The sequence below is a fragment of the Streptomyces sp. NPDC018026 genome (assembly GCF_044327745.1).
In the GTDB taxonomy this organism is placed as follows: domain Bacteria; phylum Actinomycetota; class Actinomycetes; order Streptomycetales; family Streptomycetaceae; genus Streptomyces; species Streptomyces rubrogriseus.
In genome coordinates, this window is the sequence record NZ_JBIRFY010000020.1 from 1 (window position 1) to 24,193 (window position 24,193).

The following is a 24,193-nucleotide window of genomic DNA, read 5'->3' on the forward strand; positions in this document are numbered from 1 at the left end:
ACATCAAACAAATCCGCCGACCCCACCAACTGACCACTCACCCCCGCCGGCACACCACCCACACCAAACCGCTCCCCAACCGACACCTCCAAATCAAACTTCGCCGACGACACACCCGTCACCACCGGCTCCACCCGCAACCCCGGCAAATCCACCACACCCGAAACCGTGTTCTGCACCGTCAGCATCACCTGAAACAACGGATGCCGCGACAACGAACGCGCCGGCGCCAACTCCTCCACCAACCGCTCAAACGGCACATCCTGATGATCCAAAGCATCCAGACCCGCCCCACGCACCCGCTCAAGAAGCTCATCAAACGTCGGATCCCCCGACAAATCCGTCCGCAACACCAACGTATTCACGAAGGAACCGACCAGGTCATCGAACGCCTCGTCCGTCCGCCCGGCGACGGCCGCACCGATGGGAATGTCGGTCCCGGCGCCCAGCCGGTTCAACAGAACAGCGAGGGCCGACTGCAACACCATGAACAGGGTCGCGCCCCGCTCGTGCGCCATCTCCAACAGTCGCCCATGCGTCTCGGCCGACAGCTCGAGATCGACACGGTGTCCCTCATGGGCCGCCTCGGCCGGGCGCGGCCGGTCCACCGGAAGCTCCAGCTCCTCCGGAGCTCCCGCCAATGTCTCGCGCCAGTACGCCACCTGCTCGCCCAGGACGCCCTCGTCGGCATGCCCGTCGCCCAGCAACTCCCGCTGCCACAGGGCATAGTCGGCATACTGCACCGGCAGCGGATCCCACTGCGGCGCCTCGCCCGCCGAACGGGCCGCATAGGCGGTCGACACATCCCGGGCCAGCGGTCCCATCGACCACCCGTCACCGGCTATGTGATGCACTGTCACGGCGAGCACAAACTCGTTCTCGCCCACGACGAACAGCCATGCCCGCAGCGGAATCTCCGACGACAGATCAAAGACGTACGTCGATGCCTCGGCCACCGCCCCGGCCAGATCCTCCGGCGCCGTCTCGGCGACCGGCAGCTCGAACCCGGCCTCCTCGACCGACAGGATCCGCTGGTACGGCTCGCCGCCCACTGCGGGGAACACCGTGCGCAACACCTCGTGCCGCCCGATGACATCCCGCAGCGCCGCCTCCAGTGCGCCACGGTCCAGCTGCCCGGTCAGGCGCAGCGCCATGGCGATGTTGTACGTAGCGCTCGGACCCTCCAACTGGCTCAGAAACCACAGTCGGCGCTGGGCAAACGACAACGGAATCATCGGTACTCCTCCTGCTGGCGCATCGGCCGCACTGCGGGCCTGACCTTTGCCTTGCTGCCGACTTGTTGAGTGATCCAGGTCGCGAGACCGGCCGGGGTGGGGCTTTCGAAGAGAACTCGGATGCGTGGCTGAACGCCGAGCAGTGTCCGAACGCGGCTGACGAGTCGGGTTGCCAGGAGTGACTGGCCGCCGAGTGCGAAGAAGTCGTCGTCGACGCCGACTTCGGACAGCCCCAGTACCTCGGCGAACGCCTGGCACAGGAGTTCCTCCTGCTCACTCGCCGGTTCGCGCCCCTTCCCTGCGTCGCCGGTGTAGTCCGGGGCGGGCAGGGCACTGCGGTCCAGCTTTCCGTTGACCGTGAGCGGCAACACGTCGAGGACCACGACACCCGCCGGCACCATGTGCTCAGGAAGCCGGGCCGAGGCGAACTCTTTTACCGCTTTGCCGAGTTCAGAAGCGGAGCCAGTCGCGCTGTCCGGCACGACATAGCCGACCAGCCGGGTGTCACCCGGCGTGTCCCGCCGGGCGACGACCGCCGCCTGAGTGACCCTCGGGTGTGCGGCCAACACCGCCTGCACCTCACCCGGCTCGATCCGGAATCCGCGGATCTTAACCTGCTCGTCCACCCGTCCCAGGAACACCAACTGCCCGTCCCCGGTCCACCGCGCCACGTCCCCGGTCCGGTACATCCGCCCACCCGCCTCGAACGGGCAGGCCACAAACCGCTCCGACGTCAGATCCGCACGCCCCACATAGCCCCGCGCCAACTGCGCACCAGCTATGTACAACTCGCCCGCGACGCCCACCGGCGCCGGCTCCATCCGGTCGTCCAGCACATACAGCCGCGTGTTCGCCACCGGCCTCCCGACCGGCACGACTTGACCGACCTGATCCCCCGCACGTACCTCGAAGACGCAGCACCCCACCACCGTCTCCGTCGGCCCGTACTCATTCACCACCACCGACCCCGGCGCCCGTTCCAGCCAGCCCCGCACATCCGCACCCGGCAGTGCCTCACCGCCCACGACCAGCCGCCGGGCAGCCCTCTCCGTCTCCTGCGCCGACAGCATTTCGGCCAGCAGCGGCAGATGTCCCGGCACCACCTTCACGAGCCCGAACTCGTCCGACCCGCGCACCAACTCCGCGAGCCCCTCGGCGCCGCCCGCCTCGCTAACCACCACTGCGGACCCGGAGGTCAGCGGCACGAACACACTCGTCACGGTCAGATCGAACGCCAGCGACGAATGCAGGGCAGCACCGCCACCGCCCTCCTCCATCGCATAGGCGCCCGCGGCCCAGGCCACGTAGTTCGCCAGCCCGCCCTGCGTGACCGCCACGCCCTTCGGCGCACCCGTCGACCCGGACGTATAGATCACGTAAGCCAGCTCGTCTTCAAGGCATCTGTGTTGAGGAGGGGAGGTGGAATGTCTGGCCAGCGCGGCCAGCACCATCGGATCGTCCAGGTCGACGGCCCGGATCCGCCCCACCGGCAATTCGTCCAGCACCTCACCCGTGCCGATCAGCACCGCGGCGCGGCTGTCGGTCAACATGAAACCGAGCCGCTCCCCCGGGTAGGCCGGGTCCAACGGCACATACGCCGCCCCCGCCTTCCACACCCCCAGAATCGCCTCGATCATCGCGGCACCTCGCGGCAGGCACAGCCCCACGACCGACCCACGCCCCACACCCTGCGCCCGCAGATAGTGCGCGAGCCGGTTCGCCCGCACGTCCAGCTCCGCGTACGACACCTCGCAGCCGTCCGACACCACCGCCACCGCATCAGGCGTCCGCACCACCTGCGCCTCGAACAACTCCCGGACCGGCGCGTCCGGCTCCGGGGCCTCGGTCGCGTTCCACTCCTCGACGACGCGCCGCCGCTCCACGGCGTCCAACACGCCGACCCGCGCCAACCGCGTGCTCGGCGCCTCCTCCAAGGCCCCCACCACATTGGCCAGGCACGTCTCCAACAGCTTGGTCACCCGCACCGGATCGGCCGGGGCCACCGCGTGAACGGTCACCTCGAAGCCGGTGCCCCGGTCGCCGACGGACACGTTGAGCGGGTAGTTCGATCGGTCCCACATATAGGCAAGACGAACGCCTGTGAGGCCCGTGGCGGCCTCGCCGCCGACTGGTCGCGGCATGCCCTGACTGTGCCGGTAGTTGAAGACCGAGGTGAACAGCGGGCTGCCGACTGGTACGCCGCTGGCCCGCTGCGCGAGTGCGAGCGGCGCATGCTCGTGCACCAGCAACTCGGCCAACTGATCGCGCACCGCCATCAGCGCCCCGACCACGTCGACGTCGCCGGTGCGCACCCGCATGGGCAAGGTGTTGAGGAAGAGGCCGGACACCCGGTCCGAGCCCGCACCCGAGTTCATCCGTCCGAAGAGCACGGTTCCGAACACCACGTCGTCCCGGCCACTGACCGCGGCCACGACCCGCGCCCAGGCCAGGTGAAAGACCGTGGCCGGGCTCACGCCGAGCGAGCGCGCCACCTTCCGCACACGAGAGGCCAGTTCCGCATCGAGCGGCACCTGTTCCTGCTCCGCGTCGGTGCCGTCTCCGCGCACCTCCAGGAGCCCGAACGGCGCCGTGGCCTCCTCCACGTCGCCGAGCAGCCCGGCGAAGTAGCGCTCGTGCTCCTCCTGTGCCACGCCGAGTCGGGCCTGTGCGACGAAGTTCCGAAACGGCAGCGGCTCGGGCAGCTCGTCGCCCCCATCCGACATGAAGGCTCGCAACTCCTCCAGGAGCACCTCCTGCGTGGTGTGATCCCTGACCAGGTGGTGGATGCGCAGGAGTGCGAGCCACTGGCCGTCGACCGGTGCGTCAGCCGTGTGCACGTCGAGGAGCGGTGCGCGGCCCAGGTCCATCGGCCCCGTTGCGACGGCCAGCATGCGCTGCACGGCATCGGCATCGCCTCGGGGATCGAGGTGAGCCTCCTCGACCCGCAGAGTGGCGCGACGCTGCACCACCTGGGCCGGTTCGCGCAGGCCCTCCCACACGATGGCCGTGCGGTAGATGTCATGCCGGTCCACCACCTGCCGCAGCGCGGCCAGGAAGCCGTCCAGGCGCCGACGCGAGTCGAAGGCCAGCACCAATGGCATCGCGTATACGTCGGCGCCCTGCCGATCACTCATCAGGTGGTGGAAGAAGATGCCTTCCTGCAGCGGGGCGAGCGGATAGACGTCCGCGATGTTGGCCGCGCCGCCGTCCACCTGCTCGACGAGCCGCGCGATCTCGGCCGCGTCCAGGTCCACCAGCGGCAGCATCTCCGGAGTGATCTCGGTGGCTCCGTCGGGAATCAGGTTCGGCGGCACCACGACCGTGCCGGCGTCCGCCGCCCGCGCGAGACCGGAGGGGGTCGGCGTCTCGAAGAACGCCTGGACCGAGACCGGCACGCCCCGCTCCCGCAGGGCCGCCACGAGCCGGACCGCGAGCAGCGAGTGCCCTCCCAGCCGGAAGAAGTCACCGTCGACGCCGACACTGTCCAGGCCGAGCACCTCGGCGAACGTACGGCACAGGATCTCCTCCCGTACCGTGGCCGGGCCCCGGCCACCGCCCGGCACTGCCGTGGAGTCGGGGGCGGGCAGCGCTTCGCGGTCCAGCTTGCCGTTACTGGTCAGCGGCAGTTCGTCGAGGACGACGACTGCCGACGGCACCGTGTGCCCGGGCAGCCGTTCAGCCACGAACTCGACCAGAAGCGGGCTTAGTTGATCGGCGTCCTGCCCGTCGGCCGGCACCACGTACGCCACCAGACGGGCGTCACCCGGTACGTCCTCCCGCGCCACCACCGCGGCCCGGACGACACCCGGATGAGCAGTCACGACAGCCTGGACTTCGCCGGGCTCGACCCGGAAGCCCCGGATCTTCACCTGGTCGTCGGCCCGGCCGGCGAACACCAACCGACCATCCGCCGTCCACCGCACCCGGTCCCCGGTCCGGTACATCCGCTCACCCGCCGAACCACCGAACGGACACGCCACGAACCGCTCCGCCGTCAGCCCCGCACGACCCACATAACCCCGCGCCAACTGCGCACCCGCCACATACAGCTCCCCACACACACCCGGCGCCACCGGCCGCAACCCGGCATCCAGCACATAGAAGCGGGTGTTGGCCACCGGCGTGCCGACCGGCACCACCCCGGCCGCCACCACCTCCTCGGTGAGACGCGTCGTGGCAACGCCGATCGTCGTCTCGGTCGGGCCGTAGTGGTTGAACACTTCCCGGTCACCGGCCGCCGCCAGCAGCTCCGCCACCAGGGCGGGCGAGGCCGCCTCACCACCCAGCACCAACGACCGCCCGGGCAGCACCGCCGCCGCACCCAACGCCGCCACATGCGACGGCACCGCCTTCAGGAAATCAATCCCGTGCTCGGCCAGATACGCCGACACCACCACCGGGTCGGTGACCGCCTCCTCGTCCAGGACATGCAGCTCACCACCCGTCGTCAGACTCGCGAACACCACCGTGTTACCCAAGTCGGTCGCCTGCCCCTGCAACACCGCATACCGGCCACCCGACACACCCAACCCCACCCGACCCGGCACCGACGACACATAATTCGCCAGCGCCCCATGCGGAACCGCCACCCCCTTCGGCACACCGGTCGAACCCGACGTATAAATCACATACGCCAGCTCGGCCCCATCCACCGGCACGTCAGGCGCCACGTCAGGCGCGGCCCGCACCATCCCGGCGACCCCGGACTCGTCCAGGTCGATCACCCTCGGGCCCGGCAGGTCCGAACCGCCGAGGACCAGCTCGGCCCGGCTGTCCGCGAGGATGAAGGCGAGCCGTTCCGCCGGATGCGCCGGGTCCAACGGCACATACGCCGCCCCCGCCTTCCACACCCCGAGAATCGCCTCGATCATCGAGGCACCTCGCGGCAGGCACAGCCCCACGACCGACCCACGCCCCACACCCTGCGCCCGCAGATAGTGCGCGAGCCGGTTCGCCCGCACGTCCAGCTCCGCGTACGACACCTCGCAGCCGTCCGACACCACCGCCACCGCATCGGGCGTCCGCACCACCTGCGCCTCGAACAACTCCCGGACCAAGGGCTCGGGAAGCTCGACGGTCGACCGGTTCCAGGTGTTGAGGACGAGTTCACGCTCGGCCGGGTCGAGGACATCCACCGAGCCGGCCTTCGCCCGAGGGTCCGCGGCCATGGCTGTCAGAACCCGCGTCAGGCAGCCCACCATGCGCCGTGCCGTCGCCGGATCGAAGAGGTCAGCCGCCACTCTCAGCACTCCGTGAATCCCGGCCGGTTTGCCCTGCGCGTCGAATGTCTCGCCCGCGTTCAACCACAGGTCGTATCGGGCCGCCGAGCTGCCGGGCAGCAGTTCGGCGACCTGGATCCCGGCCAGCTTCAGCATCGCGCCCGCGCCGCCGATCACCGGACCGCTGCGCGCGTTCTGCAGGGTGAGCATCGTCTGGAAGAGGGGGTGCTGACCGAGGGAGCGGACCGGGACCAGTTCCTCCACGAGGCGGTCGAAGGGCACTTCGTGGTTCCCGAACGCCGCCAGCGCGTTTCCGCGGACCCGTTCCAGCACCTCGGCGAAGGTCGGGTCGCCGGACAGATCGGTCCGGATGACCAAAGTGTTGACGAAGAAGCCGACCAGGTCGTTCAGCGCCTCGTCGCTGCGTCCGGCCATGGGTGAGCCGATCGGGATGTCCGTTCCCGCGCCCAGCTCGGACAGTGTCACGGCCAGGCCGGCCTGGAGCACCATGAACAGAGTCGCGCCGTGCTCACGCGCCAGTTCCGCCAGGCTCCGGTGCAGTTCCGCGGGAAGCAGCACGGTGACGCTGTGGCCGCGGTGGCTGGCCCTCGCGGGGCGCGGCCGGTCCGTGGGCAGGGTCAGCTCCTCCGGGACTCCGGACAGTGCCTCGCGCCAGTGCGCCGTCTGCTGGTTCAGCACACTGTGCGGGTCGTCCGCGTCACCGAGCAGCTCCCGCTGCCAGAGGGTGTAGTCCGCGTACTGCACGGGCAGTGGCTCCCACTCGGGTGCCCGGCCTGCGCGGCGTGCCGCGTACGCGGTCGACAGGTCCCGTGCCAGCGGCGCCATCGACCAGTCGTCCCAGGCGATGTGGTGGACCACCAGGACGAGGACGTGCTCGTCCGGGCGTACGGCGAACAGCCAGGCGCGCAGCGGGATCTCCGCCGAAAGATCGAAGGCGTACGCCGTCGCGCGGGCCACCGCACCGGCCAGCTCCGCGCTGGACACCCGAGTATCCGGCAGGTCGGCGGCCATCTCGGGCTGTGGCAGTTCGGTGAGCGGCCGGTCCCAGAGGCTGTCGGCCTCCACCAGTCCCTGGTCCTGCCGCACCTCCGGGTCCGTCTCGACCACGTCGATGACCGGAAGGTTCCACGACACCTCGTCCATCGCCAGGACCTGCTGGTGGGGCTGTCCCTCGGCAGCGGGGAACACGGTGCGCAGCACCTCGTGCCGGTCGATGACGTCCCGCAGTGCCGCTTCGAGTGCCGCGTGGTCCAGCTCGCCCGTCAGCCTCAGCGCCACCCTGCTGTTGTAGGTGGCGCTCGGTCCCTCCAGCTGTCCCAGGAACCACAGGCGGTGCTGTGCGTAGGACAAGGGGATCATCGGGACGCCTCCTGCTCGCGCATCGGCCGCAGCACGGGCCGGGCCTTCTGCTGGGTACTGCTGTGCCGGGTGATCCAGGTCGCGAGGCCGGCCGGGGTCGGTTGCTCGAACAGGACCGGCATCGGTAGGTCCACTCCGAGTACCGTGCGGACACGGCTGCCCAGGCGCATGATCAGTACGGAGTGGCCGCCCAGCGCGAAGAAGTCGTCGTCGGCGCCGACCACCGGCACGCCGAGCACGTGGGCGAAGGCGTCGCACAGCGCCGCCTCGCGATCGTTCGCCGGTTCGCGGGGCCCCGCGGGGCCCGTCGTCGTCCAGTCGGGTGCGGGCAGGGCCTTGACATCGAGCTTTCCGTTCGCCGTCAACGGCAGTGCGTCGAGGACGACGGCGGCCGACGGCACCATGTACGGAGGCAGCCGGTCTGCCGCGAAGGCGCGTACCGCCTCGGCGAGTGTGCCGTGGTCCGTCGTGTCCCAGTCTCCGGCGGGGACGACGTACGCGGTGAGGCGTTTGTCGCCCGGGGCATCCTCGCGGGCGGTCACCGCGACCTGTGCCAGCGCGGGATGTGCGGCGAGCACGGCCCGTACCTCACCCGGCTCGATACGGAATCCACGAATCTTGACCTGGTCGTCGGCACGGCGCAGATATTCCAGATGCCCGTCGGGGCTCCAGCGGACGACGTCCCCGGTGCGGTAGATCCGCCGGCCCGGTACGAACTGCGAGGCCACGAACCGCTCGGCGGTCAGTCCGGGCCTTCCGGCGTAGCCTCGCGCCAACTGCACGCCTGCCAGGTAAAGTTCACCGCTCACTCCCTCCGGGACCGGTTTCAGCGCGGAGTCCAGGACGTACACCCGGGTGTTCGTGATGGGCGTGCCGATGGGGACCGTCGTGTCCGCCGTCCCAGGACGGCACTGCCAGGCCGTGACGTCGACGGACGCCTCCGTGGGCCCGTAGAGGTTGTGCAGTTCCGCGTGTTCGAAGAGTTCGAACCACCTGGCCTGGGCGTGTGGCGGCAGCACCTCGCCGGAGCAGACCACTCGCCGCAGGCTCACACAGCGTCCCGCCGTTGGTTCGGTGAGGAAGATTTCCAGCATGGACGGAACGAAGTGGGCTGTCGTCACTCGCTGCTCGCGTACCAGGTCAGCGATGTAGGCGGGGTCCCGGTGGCCGCCCGGCCGGGCCAGGACCAGTACCGCGCCCTCCAGCAGCGGCCAGAACAGTTCCCACACCGAGACGTCGAATCCGATGGGCGTCTTGTGCAGGACCCGGTCCGACGCCGTCAGCCCGTACTGGTCCTGCATCCAGCGCAGCCGGTTCACGATGCCCGTATGCGGAACGACGACGCCTTTCGGGCGCCCGGTCGAGCCCGAGGTGAAGATCACGTAGGCGGGGTGCTGTGGCAGGACCGTCAGCGGGGGCGGGGTCACAGCGAGTGCCTCGATCGCCGCCGCGGTCGCCGGGTCGTCGACCACCACTCGTTCGGCGTGCGCGGGCAGCAGTCCGTCGAACGCGGTCGACGTCAGCGTGCACTGTGCGCGGGCGTCCGCGAGGGTGACGGCGATCCGCTCGGCGGGGTGCTCCGGATCCACCGGCAGATAGGCGGCGCCCGCCTTCAGTACACCGAGCAGCGCCACCACCATGTCGACACCGCGTTCGAGGCACACCCCGATCACCGACTCGGGCCCGGCGCCCCGTCGTACGAGGTGCTGAGCCAACTGGTTGGCCCGCGCGTCCAGTTCGGCGTACGACACCTCGGTTCCCTCGTGCACCACGGCCACCGTGTCCGGCGTCCGTGCCACTTGGGCGGCGAACAACTCCGGGAGCGTGGCCGAAGCGATGTCGGCCGCGGTGTCGTTCCGCTCCGTCAGCAGCCGCTCGCGTTCACCGGCGTCGAGGACGTCCAGCTCGCTCAGCCGGGTCCGCGGATCGGTGGCCAACGACTCCATCACGCGGTTCCAGCGGCTGGAGATGCGCTCGGCGGACTTCACGTCGAACAGGTCGGCCGCCGCGATCAGCATTCCGCCGAGTCCCGCCGGGGTGCCCCCGGCGTCGAACGTCTCGTGCACATACAGCTCGAGGTCGAACTTCGCCGCGGTCCAGGTGGTCGAGATCCTGTCCTTGGCGACGTTCGGGAGGTCGACGACCGCCTCCGCGTTGTTCTGCAGCGTCAGCATCACCTGGAACAGCGGGTGCCGCGCCATCGATCGGGTCGGGGCGATCTCCTCCACCAGCCGCTCGAAGGGCAGGTCCTGGTGCGCGTACGCCGCCAGGCTGGTCTCCCGAACCCGGTCGAGGACTTCCTCGAAGGTCGGGTCGCCCGACAGGTCGGTCCGGATCACCAGGGTGTTCACGAAGAAGCCGAGCAGATCGTGCAGCGCCTCGTCGGTGCGTCCGGCGACCACCGATCCGATGGGCAGGTCGGTGCCGGCGCCGAGCCGGTTGAGCAGCATCGCGAAGCCGGCCTGGAGCACCATGAAGAGTGTGGCCCCCCGCTCGCGCGCCAGGGCGGCGAGCTCGCGGTGGCAGTGGGCGGACACCGCGAGGTCGACGGTGTTGCCTCGGTGGGTGGCCACGGCGGGGCGGGGCCGGTCCCGTGGCAGCTCCAGCTCCTCCGGTGCCCCGTCCAGCGCCTCGCGCCAGTACGCCGTCTGCCGGGACAGCACACTGTCCGGGTCCTGCGAGTCGCCCAGCATCTCCCGCTGCCACAGGGTGTAGTCCGCGTACTGGACCGGCAGTGGGTCCCAGCCCGGCGCTTGTCCCCTGAGACGTGCCGCGTAGGCCGTCGACAACTGCTTTCCGAGCTGGGCAATCGACCATCCGTCACCGGAGATGTGGTGAACCGTGATGTGCAGCACGGATCGGTCGTGGCCCAGGTCGAACAGTGTTGCCTGGAGGGGGAGTTCCGAGGACAGATCGAAGAGGTGGCCCGAGGCCTCGGCCACCGCGGCGGGCAGATCCCGCGGAGCCAGTTCGACGACTGCCAGTTCGAAGCCCGTTTCGTCCAGCGTGCGGATGGTCTGGTAGGCCTCGCCGTCGACGACCGTGATCACCGAGCGCAGCGCCTCGTGCCGGCCGATGACGGCCCGGAGGGCTTCGGTGAGGGCCGTGCGGTCGACGGTGCCGCTCAGCGGCAGGGTCAGCCATCCGGTGTAGGTGGTGCTCGGGCCCTCCATCTGGTCGAGCAGCCAGAGCCGGCGCTGTGCGAAGGACAGCGGTACGCGCTCGGGGCGCTCCATCGGCCGTACCCCGCTTCGGCCCTGGGCCGCAGTGCGCAGTCGGTGTGCCAGCTGCCGTGGCGAGGGTCCTTCGAAGAACGCCTCGATCGGCAGCTCCACCTCCAGGAGCGTACGGATGCGGCTGATGAGCCGGATCGCCAGCAGGGAGTGGCCGCCCAGGGCGAAGAAGTCGTCGTCGACGCCGACGCCTTCCACACCCAGCACGTGCTCGAACGCCCCGCACAGGAGCTCCTCCTGTGCGGTGACGGGCCTGCGCGAAACGGTCCGCGCGAGCGTAGTCGCGTGGTCGGGGGCGGGCAGGGCCTTGCGGTCCAGCTTTCCGTTGCCGGTCAGCGGCAGATCGTCCAGGACGACGACCGCCGCCGGCACCATGTGCTCCGGCAGCCGTCCTGCCATGCACTCCCGTAACGACACCGCGAGTTGGGAAGCGTCCTGTCCGCCGGCCGGCACCACGTACGCCACCAGGCGGGCGTCCCCCGGCACGTCCTCCCGCGCCACCACCGCCGCCCGGGCGACGCCGGGGTGAGCGGCCACCACCTGCTGGACCTCGCCGGGCTCCACCCGGAACCCGCGGATCTTGATCTGGTCGTCCGCCCGCCCGAGAAGGACCAGCGAACCGTCGTCTCTCCAGCGAGCCCGGTCTCCGGTCCGGTACATCCGCTCACCCGCGGCCCCGAACGGGCAGGCCACGAAACGCTCGCCCGTCAGCCCCGGGCGGCCCACATAGCCCTGGGCCAACTGCGCACCCGCGACGTACAGTTCACCGGCCACTCCGACCGGCACCGGGCCCAGGGCGTCGTCCAGTACATAGGCGCGCGTATGGTCCACCGGCGTACCCACCGGCACCACACCCGCCGCTACCGTTTCGGGCGTCAGACGGGAAGTCGCCACACCGACCGTGGTCTCGGTCGGCCCGTAGTGATTGAAGACGTCGCAACCGCCCGGCAGCTCCAGCAACCGCGCCACCAGCGCGGGCGACGCCGCTTCGCCCCCCAGCACCAGGGACTTCGAAGGCACCAGGTCGGCCAGCGAAACCCCCGCCGCCAACGCCTCCAGGTGCGACGGCACCACCTTCACACAGTCGATCCCGTGCTCCGCCAGATACTCGGCCACCGCCCGGGGATCGGAAACCATCCCCTCTCCCAGGACATGCAGCTCGCCTCCCGACACCAGACTCGCGAACACGACGGTGTTCCCCAGATCCGTCACCGCCGACTGCAACAGCGCATATCGGGTGCCAGGTGTCCCGAACCCCACCCGCGCAGGCACCGACGCCACGTAGCCGGCCAGTCCGCCATGCGTCACCGCCACGCCCTTCGGGCGCCCGGATGAGCCCGATGTGTAGATCACATACGCCAACTCGTCGCTGTTCAGCGGCGTTTCCGGCACTGTCGCCGGTGCCGTACGCACTGCTCCGGCAGCCCCGGGATCACCCAGATCGATCGCCCGCAAGCCCGGCACATACAGATCCGCCGGCAGTCCGCCGTGGCTCAGCACGACACGCGCCCCGCTGTCCGCGAGCATGAAGGCGAGCCGTTCCGCCGGATGCGCCGGGTCCAACGGCACATACGCCGCCCCCGCCTTCCACACCCCCAGAATTGCCTCGATCATCGCGGCACCTCGCGGCAGGCACAGCCCCACGACCGACCCACGCCCCACACCCTGCGCCCGCAGATAGTGCGCGAGCCGGTTCGCCCGCACGTCCAGCTCCGCGTACGACACCTCGCAGCCGTCCGACACCACCGCCACCGCATCAGGCGTCCGCACCACCTGCGCCTCGAACAACTCCCGGACCGACGCGTCCGGCTCCGGGGCCTCGGTCGCGTTCCACTCCTCGACGACGCGCCGCCGCTCGGCCGCTTCGAGGAGTTCCGCCGCGCCGATCCGGTCCGTCGGAGCCGCGGCCACGAGCCACTTCAGGACGGCCGTCATGGAACGTGACATGCCACGTGCCGTTTCGGCGTCGTGCAGAGAGCTGTTGACGTCGAACGCGATATCGATCTTGCCCTCGGCGAACCGGTCGTAGACGCAGAGCCGCATGTTCTCGACAGGCCCGTTGTTGAGCGGCCGTGTAATCGTCACGCAGTCACCGAACTGCGCCGGGTAGTCGAAGGACATGACGTTCACGAGCAGGTCGAAGAGCGAGCCGGTGCGAGCCCCGCCCAGGTCCCGGACCATGTCCGTCTGCTGGTAGCACTGATGCGCAAGGGCGAGACGGATCACCTTGGAGATCTGCCGGAGGAGTTTCTCGACGGTCGCCTCCGGGGCGACCCGGAGGCGGACGGGCAGGACGGTGGCGGTCATTCCCGGAACGCTTCGCTCGCGGGCCCCGACGCGTCCGGGGACGGAAAGTCCGAGGACTATGTCCCGCTTCCTCGTGGTGCTGTGGAGGTGGACCGCGGCCGCGGCGAGTACCAGCCCCGCGACAGTGGTCCGCAGCGCGCGGGCGGCCCTCGGCAGCGCACCGGCGAATTCGGCGTCGGCGGCTTCGATATGGCGCGTCGGCAGTCCTGGCAGGGTGTGCGGCGTCGTCGTATGACGATCGTCGGATTCGGGCAGACCGGACATCGATTCCAGCCAGAATTCTCGGTCGTCCTGGAACTGCGCCGAGGCCCGATAGGCCGCATCGGATTCCAGCAAAACGGATACCGACTCCGGGGCACCGTCCTCGACGGGGCTCCCGGAGATGAGTCCCTCGTAGATCTGAGCGACCCGGGCGTTGATGATCGTCGCGCTCCAGCCGTCGAAGACGAGGTGGTGCACCCGGTAGAACCAGAAATTCCGGTCGGGTGCGATCCTGATCACCGCATATTTGAACGCGGGCTCGGCCGAGAGATCGACGTGCTGCCGGAATTCCTGCGTCATCCACTCCTCGGCCATGGCGACCGGGTCCGGCGCGGACCTCAGATCCAGTACCTCGACCTCCGGCTCGGCGGCTGGGCCGAGGTACTGGCGCGCGGCCTCGCCTTCGCCGGTGAACCGCAGGCGGAAAGTGTCGGATTCCGCCACCGCCTGCCGCACGGCGGCGACGAAGTGGTCCACCGCCAGGTCGCCACGGATGTCGAAGTATTCACCGATGTTGTAGAGCGAACCGTCGGCGGAGAGCTGCTGGACGTACCAGACACCGCGCTGCGCCCCGGTCAGTTCGTGAATATCACGCTCGGATCCAGACACGGCCGCATACTCCTATCAGTTCGAGTCCGCGGATTACCGCACGAATTGCGCTACGCATTTCGCGGGGGCACACCGCGATATCGATCGCTCCGCATCGTCCGGCGGCACGGCCCGAAGCCGACAGGAAAAGCGCTCCCCGGCACTCAGTTCTCGACAACCCCCACAGCTTTACGGTGAGCCACTATGACTCAGGGCGCTCCAGTGATCAATATGCCGCGGTCGTGCGCGTTCAACTGCCGCGACAACGCAGTTGAACGCGCACGACTGCGCTCCACCGCCTTGAACATCCTTCCGAGGTGTTACGTTGGCCGAGTCGCACGTCGGCCGCGGTTCCCTCTCCTCCAGGAGGCGGCACGGCCGACCGACTGCCCGGAACCAGCCCGTCAGCCGTACCCACAGGTCAGCGCACCCTTCCCCGCGGTTTCAGTGGCACTGCCGGAAGCTCAGGGGCAGGCAGCGTCGCACCGTCGTAGCCCTTGGCCTCACCGAAACGTGTCCCTTCCATCCAGTCCCGGCGGGCCTGCTCGATCTCCTGCTGCGAGCGTCCGATCCAGTTCCAGAACATATCGAGCCCTGCGCACATAACCGCAGGTCAGCGGCATACCAGCCCTCTGACTCCCAGCAAACCGTCAGCATCGGTCGTGGAGGAGTCAGCAACATGGGGTCCACTGCCCTGGTTCGTGGGATGGGTTCGTTTTTCAAGGGGTGTGAGCATCCGCGGTCGCGGTGGTCGAAGTGTCCGCACCCGTACACGGTCCGGTATAGGTCTGCGGCCGGGAGGCAGGTGGAGGAGTCCGGGTTCGCGACGCAGGACAAGGCGATCGCGCGTTTGACGGAGATATACAACGCAAAGAAGGCCGCGCCGCGGGGGCAGGCGAAGGCGGACCGGATCGCCCGGTACGGGTCCATGCGGTTCGAGGAGTACTCCACGCAGTGGAGGGCCGGGCAGCGGGATCTGGGGCCCGCGTCGGTGGCGCACCTGGAGTCGCTGCTGAATATTCATCTGCTGCCGCTGCTGGGTAGCCGGCGGATGAATACCTTCGACCACAAGGTCGTCGAGGGCTTCCTCCAGATCCTGGAACGCAACGGCGTCGGTCTGGCGGCACAGGCGAACGCCTTCGACAAGCTCAAGGCGATCCTGCTGGACGCGAACCGTCTGGGGCTGTTCGACGACAACCACGGCGGAGGCGGAGCCAGCGCGCTGATCGCCGCGTGCGCGGACTCGGTCATGCGGGCCGCGACCGCACAGGCCGAACGCGCCGGCGGACGCCTCGACCCACCCATGCTGGCCATCCTCGACGAGGCCGCCAACGTCTGCAAGATCAGCGACCTGCCGGACCTGTACTCCCACCTCGGCTCCCGGGGGATCATCCCGATCACGATCCTGCAGTCCTACCGCCAGGGCCAGAAGGTGTGGGGGGACGCCGGCATGGACGCCATGTGGTCCGCCTCCACCGTCAAGGTCATCGGTTCCGGCATCGACGACCCCGACTTCGCGGACAAGCTCTCCCGCCTGATCGGCGACCACGATGTGGAGACCCGGTCGACCTCGCACTCGGAGTCCGGGAAGTCGACCTCGGTCAGCATGCGCCAGGAGCGGATCCTGCCCGCCGACGCCATCCGTGCCCTGCCCAAGGGCACGGCCCTGTGCTTCGCCACCGGTATGCGCGCCGCCATGCTCGACCTGAGGCCCTGGTATCTGGAGCCCGGCGCCGACGAACTGTCCGCCGCATCCAGCCGGGCGTCGAAGGCCATCACCACCCGAGCGATCGCCAAGGCCGCCTCGGACCAGGGCGACTTCGGCCCAACTGCCTGAGCACCGCAGCCCCGTCCCCAGCCACGCCGCCTCCCCCGCGGACCCGCGCACCACCCGCTCGTGCGCGTCCCCGAGGCCGGCAGATCGCCCGCTGACACGGCAGCGCCACACGCGCCCGCTCGCCCCGAACACCACCCCACCATCCGAAGGACCCAACCGCTCGTGCAGTTCACCAATGACGAGGAGCAGTGGCGCGAATACCACGTCGCACCGCGCTATCTCGCCGGTTCCAGCGGCGTCGCCGACCCCGGCTTCGCCCCGGTCTCCCACTGGCCGCACCACCACCTGGACGACGGCCCGTGCCAACTCGTCGTCACCTCCCCCGACCACCGCATCAGGATCGGCTGGTTCGGTGACGACTACGACCTGTGGAAGATCACCGCAGCAGACGATGCCGTCTCTGCGCCACGCTGGACAGCCGTCTTCAACCACAACACCCCCGCCGAGATCGTTCTCGGTCTGACCGCTTCCCTGGCCGACGACTGGTCCGAAGACAGCGACCGCTTCCTCGACCGCCGCTCCTTCTACTGGGCCGCCGGTGTCACCCCGCTGTTCAACGCCGGCTGGAAGCGGGAAGCAGCCGAATACGGAACGGTGGAGATCGTCTCCCCTGACGGACAGGCCGGCGCCGTCATCGACATGCGCCGCAACAGCACGGTCACCCTGTGGGCCGGGCCAGCAGGCTGGGGCACACGCGCCGAGGCAACGTTCACCTCCCGTACGCCCCCGCACCTGATCGCCGCCACGGCTGCCGCCCTCGTCGACCCCGCCCCCGTCGTCAGGACACGGCGCAGGATTCATCCGAAGGTGGAGCATCTCGTACAGCTCACCCCGCTCGAGCCGGACCCGCCCCGCGCAGCACGGGCCCCCACACCACTGGACGTGCGGCGCATCGCCGTGACCGCCGCTCTGCAGCGAACATCCCTCAGCCGGAACAGCACCATCCAGGCGCGCATCAACACGCACCCGCCCGTTCCCAAGCCTGTCCGCCCCGCTGCCGCGACGCCACTCCTCCCTCGGCCCCACCGCTAACCCAGATACACCGACCATGACGATCACCGACCACCACGACATCTTCATCGGCTCCACCAGCGACGGGTGGACCTTCCTCCTCCTCAACCGCCATATCCATCAAGTCGCTCGCATCCTGACCGGAGCCGGCTTCACCGCGCGCGAGCATCAGGGCCGCACCGTCTACCTCCTGCCGCCCGAAACGGCGGAAGACGCCCACGAACGCGCCGGCATCGCGGCATACGGACTGATGACCCACACCCACGACCTGGTCGACCTCGCCTGGACAACACGCCCACGGCCCGCAGGCACGACAGTCGGCCCCGACGTGAACATCGGCTTCCACGAAGGCTCTGTCACGGCGAGGGCCACCACGGGCCAGGCACAGGCCGTCCTCGCCCAGCACGGCTTCACGAACGCCGGCACGGACCGGGACTTCACGCTGCCCGACCAACTCGGCGAAGCGGACGCGCTGAACACCGTGGTCCACACCGAGGCCCATCTGTTCTCCCACGGAATCAGCGTGCGCGTCGACCTCGGCATCGCAACGGTGCAGGACATCCCGCCGGCACCGCCCCGTGCATGTTCCGCACCCATTCCGCCTTCCCCGCCGCCGTCCAGGGGCCGCAGCCGATGACCACCACCGAGACGATCCGCACGTCCGACCTGTCCCTGCCCGAACGCCTCCTGGACCTCGGCGCCGATTTCACTCGCCACCACGACGCCCTGAAGCTCATCAGCACCCTGAGCGGCCTCGACTTGACCAAGGCGGTGGCCGAGCACATCCCCGTGGCCCAGGTCCTTGCCCGCGGCTCGCTCGACCTGCGCCAGACACTGGACAACGCCTCAGGAAACTCCCTCTCCTGGGAGGCGCGCTGCGCAGCCGAGCGGCTGATGCAGCTCGCCAACCTCGCCTTGCTCGCCGCCGACCACCTCAGCACCGCAGCTGGTCTTTCCTACAAGGCTGTCCACCACCGCCCCTACTTGGCGAAGGCCGAGAAGCACATCGAGTGCGCCAAGCAGCTGACCTCTCTCGGCGCCGAGGACTGCCTCACCGCCGGCGGCCTCCTCACCCGTCAGATGCGTCGGCAGAACCTCATCCCGGCCCAACGGCCACCAGCGCTTACCGCCGCGCAGCACACCGCGCTGCACACCGTCGCCGCCGGCCACGTCGTCATCAACCAGGCGGTGAACAAGCCCCTGGTCGAGCGTGGTCAGGAGCAACTCGCCGTCACCACCCTCCGCTCGCTGGAAAGCCGGGGCCTGATCAGCAAAGGACACGCTGCCTTCCCGCCGGGCTCCGAGCGTCTCTGCCTCACCCAGGACGGCATCCGGGCACTGACCGCTGTCCTGGAACAGCCCCGCCCACGACCAGCCGCCCCGCCATCCGACCCACGGCGGCCCGTTCGGCGGCCCGCTGACGGATGACGACACCGCCCAGCCCCGACCCCCTGTTCCCCATGAATGCACCCGACCCGCTGACACCGGTGGAGCGGCTGCTGGCACTCGCCGGTCTGTACACCCAGCACAACGACCGGATCGATCTCCTGTTCTCCGGCCGCTCCACGGTCCGGCCCGACGTGTACGTCGCCTCGGCCCTATGCCTGGAGCGCGAGGCCCTTGCTTGCGTCAAAACGGTCCAGCAGCAGCGTCTGCCCGCCATCGAGCCGGTGACCAGCGCCGTCATGCGCCTCAAACAGATCGCCTACCTGACCGGAGGAGCCACCCGCTACCCCACCGCCGCCCAGCACGCGCTCCCTGACGATGTGCACCTCGCGCGGCCCCATACCCGCCGCGGGTTCGGCCAGCACATACGTCAGGCGCGCGAACTGACCGCCCTCGCTCCAGCGGCGGTCGTCGAGTCCGCCGAGCACATCCCCGCCAGACTGCCCGGCAGAACACGCACCAGCTCCTCCATTCCCGGCATGGACGCCGCGCAACGCAGCGTCCTGCTCGAAGTAGCCCGCGGCCACGTACTGGTCAGCGAACAGTACGGGCAGCGCGGCTACGGCCACAGCGTCTCCGTCGACATCAAGGTGCTGCACCACCTGGAAGCCCAGGGCCTGGTGATCCGCGAAGTCGCCACCGCACCCCCGTTCCTCTCCGGCGGACCACCACGCGACCGCGTGTGCCTGACCACCCCAGGGCTCTCCGCTCTCGACTCCGTCATCGACACCCCGCTGCGCACCAGCCCGTCCCCGACTCTCCCCGTGCCCTCACCAGTGGCAGCGGCCACCACCCGCGCGCGCCGCTGACACCACCCACACCCACAGCGCAGACCCGACCCCTTTTTCACTCAAGGAAGTGCCCGATTTCTGCTTCTCCCACGCTCGTCTGCATTTGACTCGGTGCCGGTATCCAGTCCAGCGCCATGCTTGCCCTCTCCGCTCAGGGCATCCTCCCGAAGGTCGACTACGCGATTTTCGCCGACACCGGCTGGGAATCCGAATCGGTTTATGCACACCTTGACCGCCTGGAAGAGGAGATAGCCGCTCCCGCCGGGATACCCGTACTCCGCGTGTCGGCCGGAAATATCCGCGACGACGCATTGAACCCGGATCACCGGTTCGCATCCATGCCGCTCCACATCCTCAACAAGGACGGGCGGCCTGGGATGACCCGACGGCAGTGCACCGGGGAATATAAGGTGAAGCCGATCAAGCAGAAGGTGCGCGAACTACTTGGTTACCCCTACCCGGCACGCATCCCGAAGGACGTTTTCGTCGAGCAGTGGGTAGGAATCTCCACGGATGAATTCCACCGCGCGAAGGACGCGGACGTCAAGTACATGCGTAACCGGCATCCTCTTCTGGACATGTCCTGGAGCAGAGCCGACTGCGTGCGCTATCTGGCCTCTCTCGGCCTCGCCGATACCCCGAAATCGAGTTGCCTGGGATGCCTTATGTGGAATCGGGGGAGATCACCTTGCCGTCCACGGGCCGGTCAGACCTCAGGCCGTTTCGTGTCGATTGGCACGCGCTCCAGCCATCAGGAGCAGCAGCCATGCCGACATCGCTACAACGAAGATCGCGATGAGTGGCGACAGGCTGCCTCGCTTGAGGAAGAAGATGAACGTCTCTGGTCCGTTCGCCAGCGCCACCATGCCCAACAGTGTCAAAGCACCGATGGCGACTATTCCGAACAGCCACTGTGCCCAGTAGCGAGCTACGGATCGGGCTATCGCGCGGTCCCGATGGTTCATCTTCGTTCCTCCACGCTCGACGAGTCAGATCCTGTCAGCCACGCGCTGTCGCGGCTCTAGACCCTTATCTTGCAGTCATGGCCCCGATCCCGTGGGGCAAGTACCCCACTGTCGCAGAGCATCAACTGGCTCGTCGATGGCTGCAGTTCACAGCCAACATCGGCCGAGCACCCAACACGATCGACGCATACGGTCGAGGGGTCGAGGACCACCTGCAATTCTGCGCAGTTGAAGGCACGGATCCCGTCCTGGCCGGCGCGGACACGGTTGCCGCCTGGATCGGGGATATGCTCGACCGGCCCCGCCAGCGATCAGCGAAGACGCCGCTGCAACCAGGGACGGGACTGGCGAACGCGACCGTCCAGCAACGTCTGGTGGCCGTGCGGTCCTTCTACGAGTACCTGGTCGAAGACGGGCTGCGCGAACGGAACCCGGTACGCCGTGGACAGTCGAGCCGCCGTGGCCGTCGTCCTCGGCAGGGCCTTGTGCGGCGCCTCGAGCAGGCACCCTGGATCCCCAATGAGGACGTCTGGCAGCGGGTCCTTACTGCGTGCGCCGAGGAGTCACTACGCAACCGGCTCATGGTCACGCTCGCCTATGACGGTGCCTTGCGCCGAGAGGAGCTCGTCCAACTCGATGTCGGGGACTTCGAGCACGCGCACCGCCTGATCCACCTGCGGGCTGAGACGACCAAGTTCCAGCGGGCCAGGGAAGTCGCCTTCGGCGTCACCTCGTCTCAGCTGTTCGTGGCCTACCTCAACGAACGCCGCAGCATGTTCGGCCGTATCGGCGGACCGCTCTTCCGGTCCGCCTCCAACTGCAACCACGGCAAGCCGCTGGGGCCTTCCACCTGGTCAAAGACCATCGAAGGCATCGCCCGCAGGGCCGGTGCCTCACGGCTGTCCACCCACACCTTCCGGCACCTGAGGCTGACCGATCTGGCCCGCGCCGACTGGACCATCGACCAGATCGCGCAGTACGCGGGCCACCGAGACTTGGCGACCACCATGCGATACATCCATCTGTCCGGCCGGGAGCTCGCTGCCCGGCTGCACCGCGCGTCCGCATCGATCCAGCAGGACAGGGAGAACCTGCTGGCAGCACTGGCGGCAGTCCGGTGAGCGCGACTGAACGGCCAGCACCTGCCTCGCTTGCGCAGTACTGCGCCAAATTCGCAGCTCAGAGCCCAGTCCTGACCGCGGAAGAGCAGGCGGCCCTCGGCCGCCTGGCTGGGCTGGACCATCAGGTAATCCATGAGCGCAACCGAGTCGCCCTGGCACGGCTGATCGATCCGCTCAAGGCGGTCTCGGCTCGGTGGGACAACGCGCTGACCGACTCGGCCCGCAACATGCTCCTGATGGAGGTCGGCCGACGCTCCCTGGCCTACTGGGCCTGGAACGAGCAGACCTGGACAGCGTTCGTCGCCTCCGTCACGGACGAGATCCGTCACCGGCGCCGGGCCCACCTGGTGGCCTGGGGCTACCTCTTCGGCGGACACCGACGACTGCACCACCGGGTCGGGATGCCCAAGCTGCGCCCCCTAGCCGACTTCGTCTTCAGCCACGGGGCCGTCGACCCTGCTCTGGAACAGGTCTGCACGCTGCTGGAACACTGGGAGACCTCACCGAAGACGCAGCCGGAACTGGTCCGCTCCTCGGTGCTCGATGCCCTGCTCAGCGCCGGCAGCCCGCACCTGAGGGACGTGACTCTGGAACTGCTGCAGGACCTGGTCGCCGACCATCCGGCACCCAGCGCACGGCGCCGCGGGTTCTTCAAGATGTCCCGGGTCCTGGCGGCGAACGGCTTCATCCCCGAACCACTCACCGGCAGCCACCAACAGCGCGGAACGCGTCCGGAGACCGTGGCCTCGGTCCCACCAGAATGGTTGGAGATGGTCCTGCGCTGGCGGAAGTTCAGCACCAACGAGTCCAGCACCGTCCGCACCAAGTTCCCCTTGCTGCTGGTGGCCGGGCGCTGGGCGGCCGAACGGCACCCGGAGGCGACGAGCCCACAAGCCTGGACGCGTGACATCGCCGCGGAGTACATCGCGGACACCGTGAACGCGGTTCGTGGCCAATGGGCCGGCCACAACCGCAACCGCACCGGCTGGGGTGAACCCTTGAGCGCCAGCGGAAAGGCCGGACGGGTCGACTCCATACGCAGCTTCTTCTGCGACCTGATCGAATGGGAATGGATCACCCCAAGGTTCGATCCGCGCCGCGTCCTGGCTCTGCCGCTGTCGGTCCGGGCCGGCCGCGACCCGGACCCCCGGATCATCGACGATGCCGCATGGGCCAAGCTCATGGCCGCCGGATTGACGCTGGCCTCCGACGACTTGCGCCCCTACGGGACACCGCGCGCCAAGGTTGCCGGATGGCACGCCAACTACTACCCGATCGAAATGATCCGTGCCCTGGTCGGGGTGTGGTTGTTCGGCGGGCTACGGATGGACGAGATCCGCCGACTCGATCTCGAATGCGTCCGCTTGGACCAGGCCACCGACCCCGACAACGGCGAGACCTACCCCGTCTGTCTGCTGCACATTCCAGCGAACAAGACGACGACGGCGTTCTCCAAGCCGGTCGACCCCATTGTCGGCGAACTCATCGATGCCTGGAAGGACGTTCGCCCTGCCCAGCCGGACATCACCGATCGCAAGACCGGACAGCGACGCCAGCACCTGTTCTGCTACCGCGCCCAGCTTATCGGGGCTGCCTACCTCAACGACAAGCTCATCCCGATTCTCTGCGAGAAGGCCGGCATCCCCGAGTCCGACTCCCGCGGCGCACTTACGAGCCACCGAGCTCGCGCCACGATCGCCACCCAACTGCTGAACGCCAAGGACCCCCTATCCCTGGCTGACCTGCAGCAATGGCTGGGACACAAGCACCCCTCCAGCACCCGCTACTACGCCAAGATCCTCCAGCGGACGCTGTCAGCCGCCTACAAGAAGGCCGACTACTTCGCCCGGAATGTACGCACCATCCAGGTCCTCATCGACCGCGAGTCCATCCTCACGGGCGCTGCCGCCAGCGGCGAGCAGCCCTGGAAGTACTACGACCTGGGCGAGGGCTACTGCTCTTACGACTTCTTTGCCAAGTGCCCCCACCGGCTGGCCTGCGCCCGCTGCCCGTTCTACGTCCCCAAGAACTCAAGCCGCGGCCAGCTCCTGGCCGTCAAGAGCGGCATCGACGAAATGCTCGAACAGCTCAACCTCACCGACGACGAACGCGAAGCTCTCGAAGGAGACCGCGAGGCCGTCACCGCCCTTGCCGAACGTCTCGCGGACACCCCCGCCCCCGTCGGCCCCACTCCCAGGAATCTCGGAACGACCGGCGCCTTCGTCCCACTGACCCAGCTCATGAGCTCCGTTCCTGCGCAGAAGCCGGGACGGCACGACAAGCGAGATATCGATCGAAAACCGCCTGGCTATCAGGAGTGAAGGTCCATCGCTGCAGAGCCCGCCGCAGCTCGGACTCAGTCAGCCACCCGTGCCAGGCCACCTCTTCCGGATCAGGGGCGCCGATCTGCGGAAGCACGGCGTCACAGACCGCAAGCCAGTGAGGGCTGAGCCCGCCCCGGTTGAGGAACTTGAACCGAAGGCACGTTGTTGCCCGCACTCCCAGCTCCTCGCTGAGCTCGCGGGCAGCTGCCTGCTCATAGGACTCGCCGACTTCCGCAGCACCCCCGACCCCGAGTTCGTAGTGCCCTGGGAAACGGGACAGGTGCTCGGCCCGCCGATGGACGAGAAAACGGCCTTGCCTGTCGCGGCACACCACCAAGCCAACCCGGTGCAGCCAGCCCTCCCGAACGGCGTCCCGCCGGCTGACTACCCCCAGCACACGGTCCTGAGCGTCAACACACTCCACGAGTTCATCCACGCCGCACACGATCGCAGGCACCCCTGACACCCGCCCAGA

Annotated in this window: 11 protein-coding genes and 2 pseudogenes; 8 read left to right on the forward strand and 5 right to left on the reverse strand. The window is 68.7% G+C overall.

From position 1 onward, the window contains the following. The 4 genes and pseudogenes from ACH4D3_RS37320 to ACH4D3_RS37335 all read right to left on the reverse strand — a co-directional run. On the reverse strand, positions 1-1,235 hold a 1,235-nt coding region (locus ACH4D3_RS37320; RefSeq protein WP_398332029.1), incomplete at its 3' end, for a condensation domain-containing protein. After that, entirely contained in the window at positions 1,232-7,834 is a 6,603-nt protein-coding gene (locus ACH4D3_RS37325; RefSeq protein WP_398332032.1) for an amino acid adenylation domain-containing protein, read from the reverse strand. The genes ACH4D3_RS37325 and ACH4D3_RS37320, both read right to left, overlap by 4 nt. Next, the gene (locus ACH4D3_RS37330; RefSeq protein WP_398332035.1) at positions 7,831-14,244 is read right to left on the reverse strand and encodes an amino acid adenylation domain-containing protein; all 6,414 of its coding nucleotides are present in this window, start codon (positions 14,242-14,244) and stop codon (positions 7,831-7,833) included. Before ACH4D3_RS37330 ends, ACH4D3_RS37325 begins: the two co-directional genes overlap by 4 nt. Before the next feature lie 400 nt (positions 14,245-14,644). After that, positions 14,645-14,815 (reverse strand): annotated as a pseudogene (locus ACH4D3_RS37335) (pirin family protein); the annotation flags it as partial. A gap of 609 nt (positions 14,816-15,424) precedes the next feature. Here ACH4D3_RS37335 and ACH4D3_RS37340 point away from each other — a divergent pair. The 8 genes and pseudogenes from ACH4D3_RS37340 to ACH4D3_RS37375 all read left to right on the forward strand — a co-directional run. After that, positions 15,425-16,060 (forward strand): annotated as a pseudogene (locus tag ACH4D3_RS37340) (type IV secretory system conjugative DNA transfer family protein); the annotation flags it as partial. 162 nt (positions 16,061-16,222) lie between these two features. Next, complete coding sequence (locus ACH4D3_RS37345) at positions 16,223-17,092, forward strand: DUF317 domain-containing protein (RefSeq protein WP_398332038.1); 870 nt, start codon at positions 16,223-16,225, stop codon at positions 17,090-17,092. A 16-nt stretch (positions 17,093-17,108) separates the two neighbouring features. After that, complete coding sequence (locus tag ACH4D3_RS37350) at positions 17,109-17,708, forward strand: hypothetical protein (RefSeq protein ID WP_398332041.1); 600 nt, start codon at positions 17,109-17,111, stop codon at positions 17,706-17,708. Further along, positions 17,654-18,499: a hypothetical protein gene (locus ACH4D3_RS37355; protein ID WP_398332044.1), complete on the forward strand. Its 846-nt coding sequence runs from the start codon at positions 17,654-17,656 to the stop codon at positions 18,497-18,499. Before ACH4D3_RS37350 ends, ACH4D3_RS37355 begins: the two co-directional genes overlap by 55 nt. Before the next feature lie 32 nt (positions 18,500-18,531). Continuing rightward, positions 18,532-19,326, forward strand: a complete 795-nt coding sequence (locus ACH4D3_RS37360) for a hypothetical protein (protein WP_398332046.1) — start codon at positions 18,532-18,534, stop codon at positions 19,324-19,326. Between the two features lie 116 nt (positions 19,327-19,442). Beyond that, positions 19,443-20,333: a hypothetical protein gene (locus ACH4D3_RS37365; protein ID WP_398332049.1), complete on the forward strand. Its 891-nt coding sequence runs from the start codon at positions 19,443-19,445 to the stop codon at positions 20,331-20,333. A gap of 17 nt (positions 20,334-20,350) precedes the next feature. Further along, positions 20,351-21,394: a tyrosine-type recombinase/integrase gene (locus ACH4D3_RS37370; RefSeq protein ID WP_398332051.1), complete on the forward strand. Its 1,044-nt coding sequence runs from the start codon at positions 20,351-20,353 to the stop codon at positions 21,392-21,394. Then, entirely contained in the window at positions 21,391-23,715 is a 2,325-nt protein-coding gene (locus ACH4D3_RS37375; RefSeq protein WP_398332054.1) for a tyrosine-type recombinase/integrase, read from the forward strand. Before ACH4D3_RS37370 ends, ACH4D3_RS37375 begins: the two co-directional genes overlap by 4 nt. Here ACH4D3_RS37375 and ACH4D3_RS37380 read toward each other — a convergent pair. Then, positions 23,633-24,142, reverse strand: a complete 510-nt coding sequence (locus ACH4D3_RS37380; protein WP_398332226.1) for an NUDIX hydrolase — start codon at positions 24,140-24,142, stop codon at positions 23,633-23,635. The genes ACH4D3_RS37375 and ACH4D3_RS37380 overlap by 83 nt on opposite strands. Positions 24,143-24,193 lie beyond the last annotated feature (51 nt).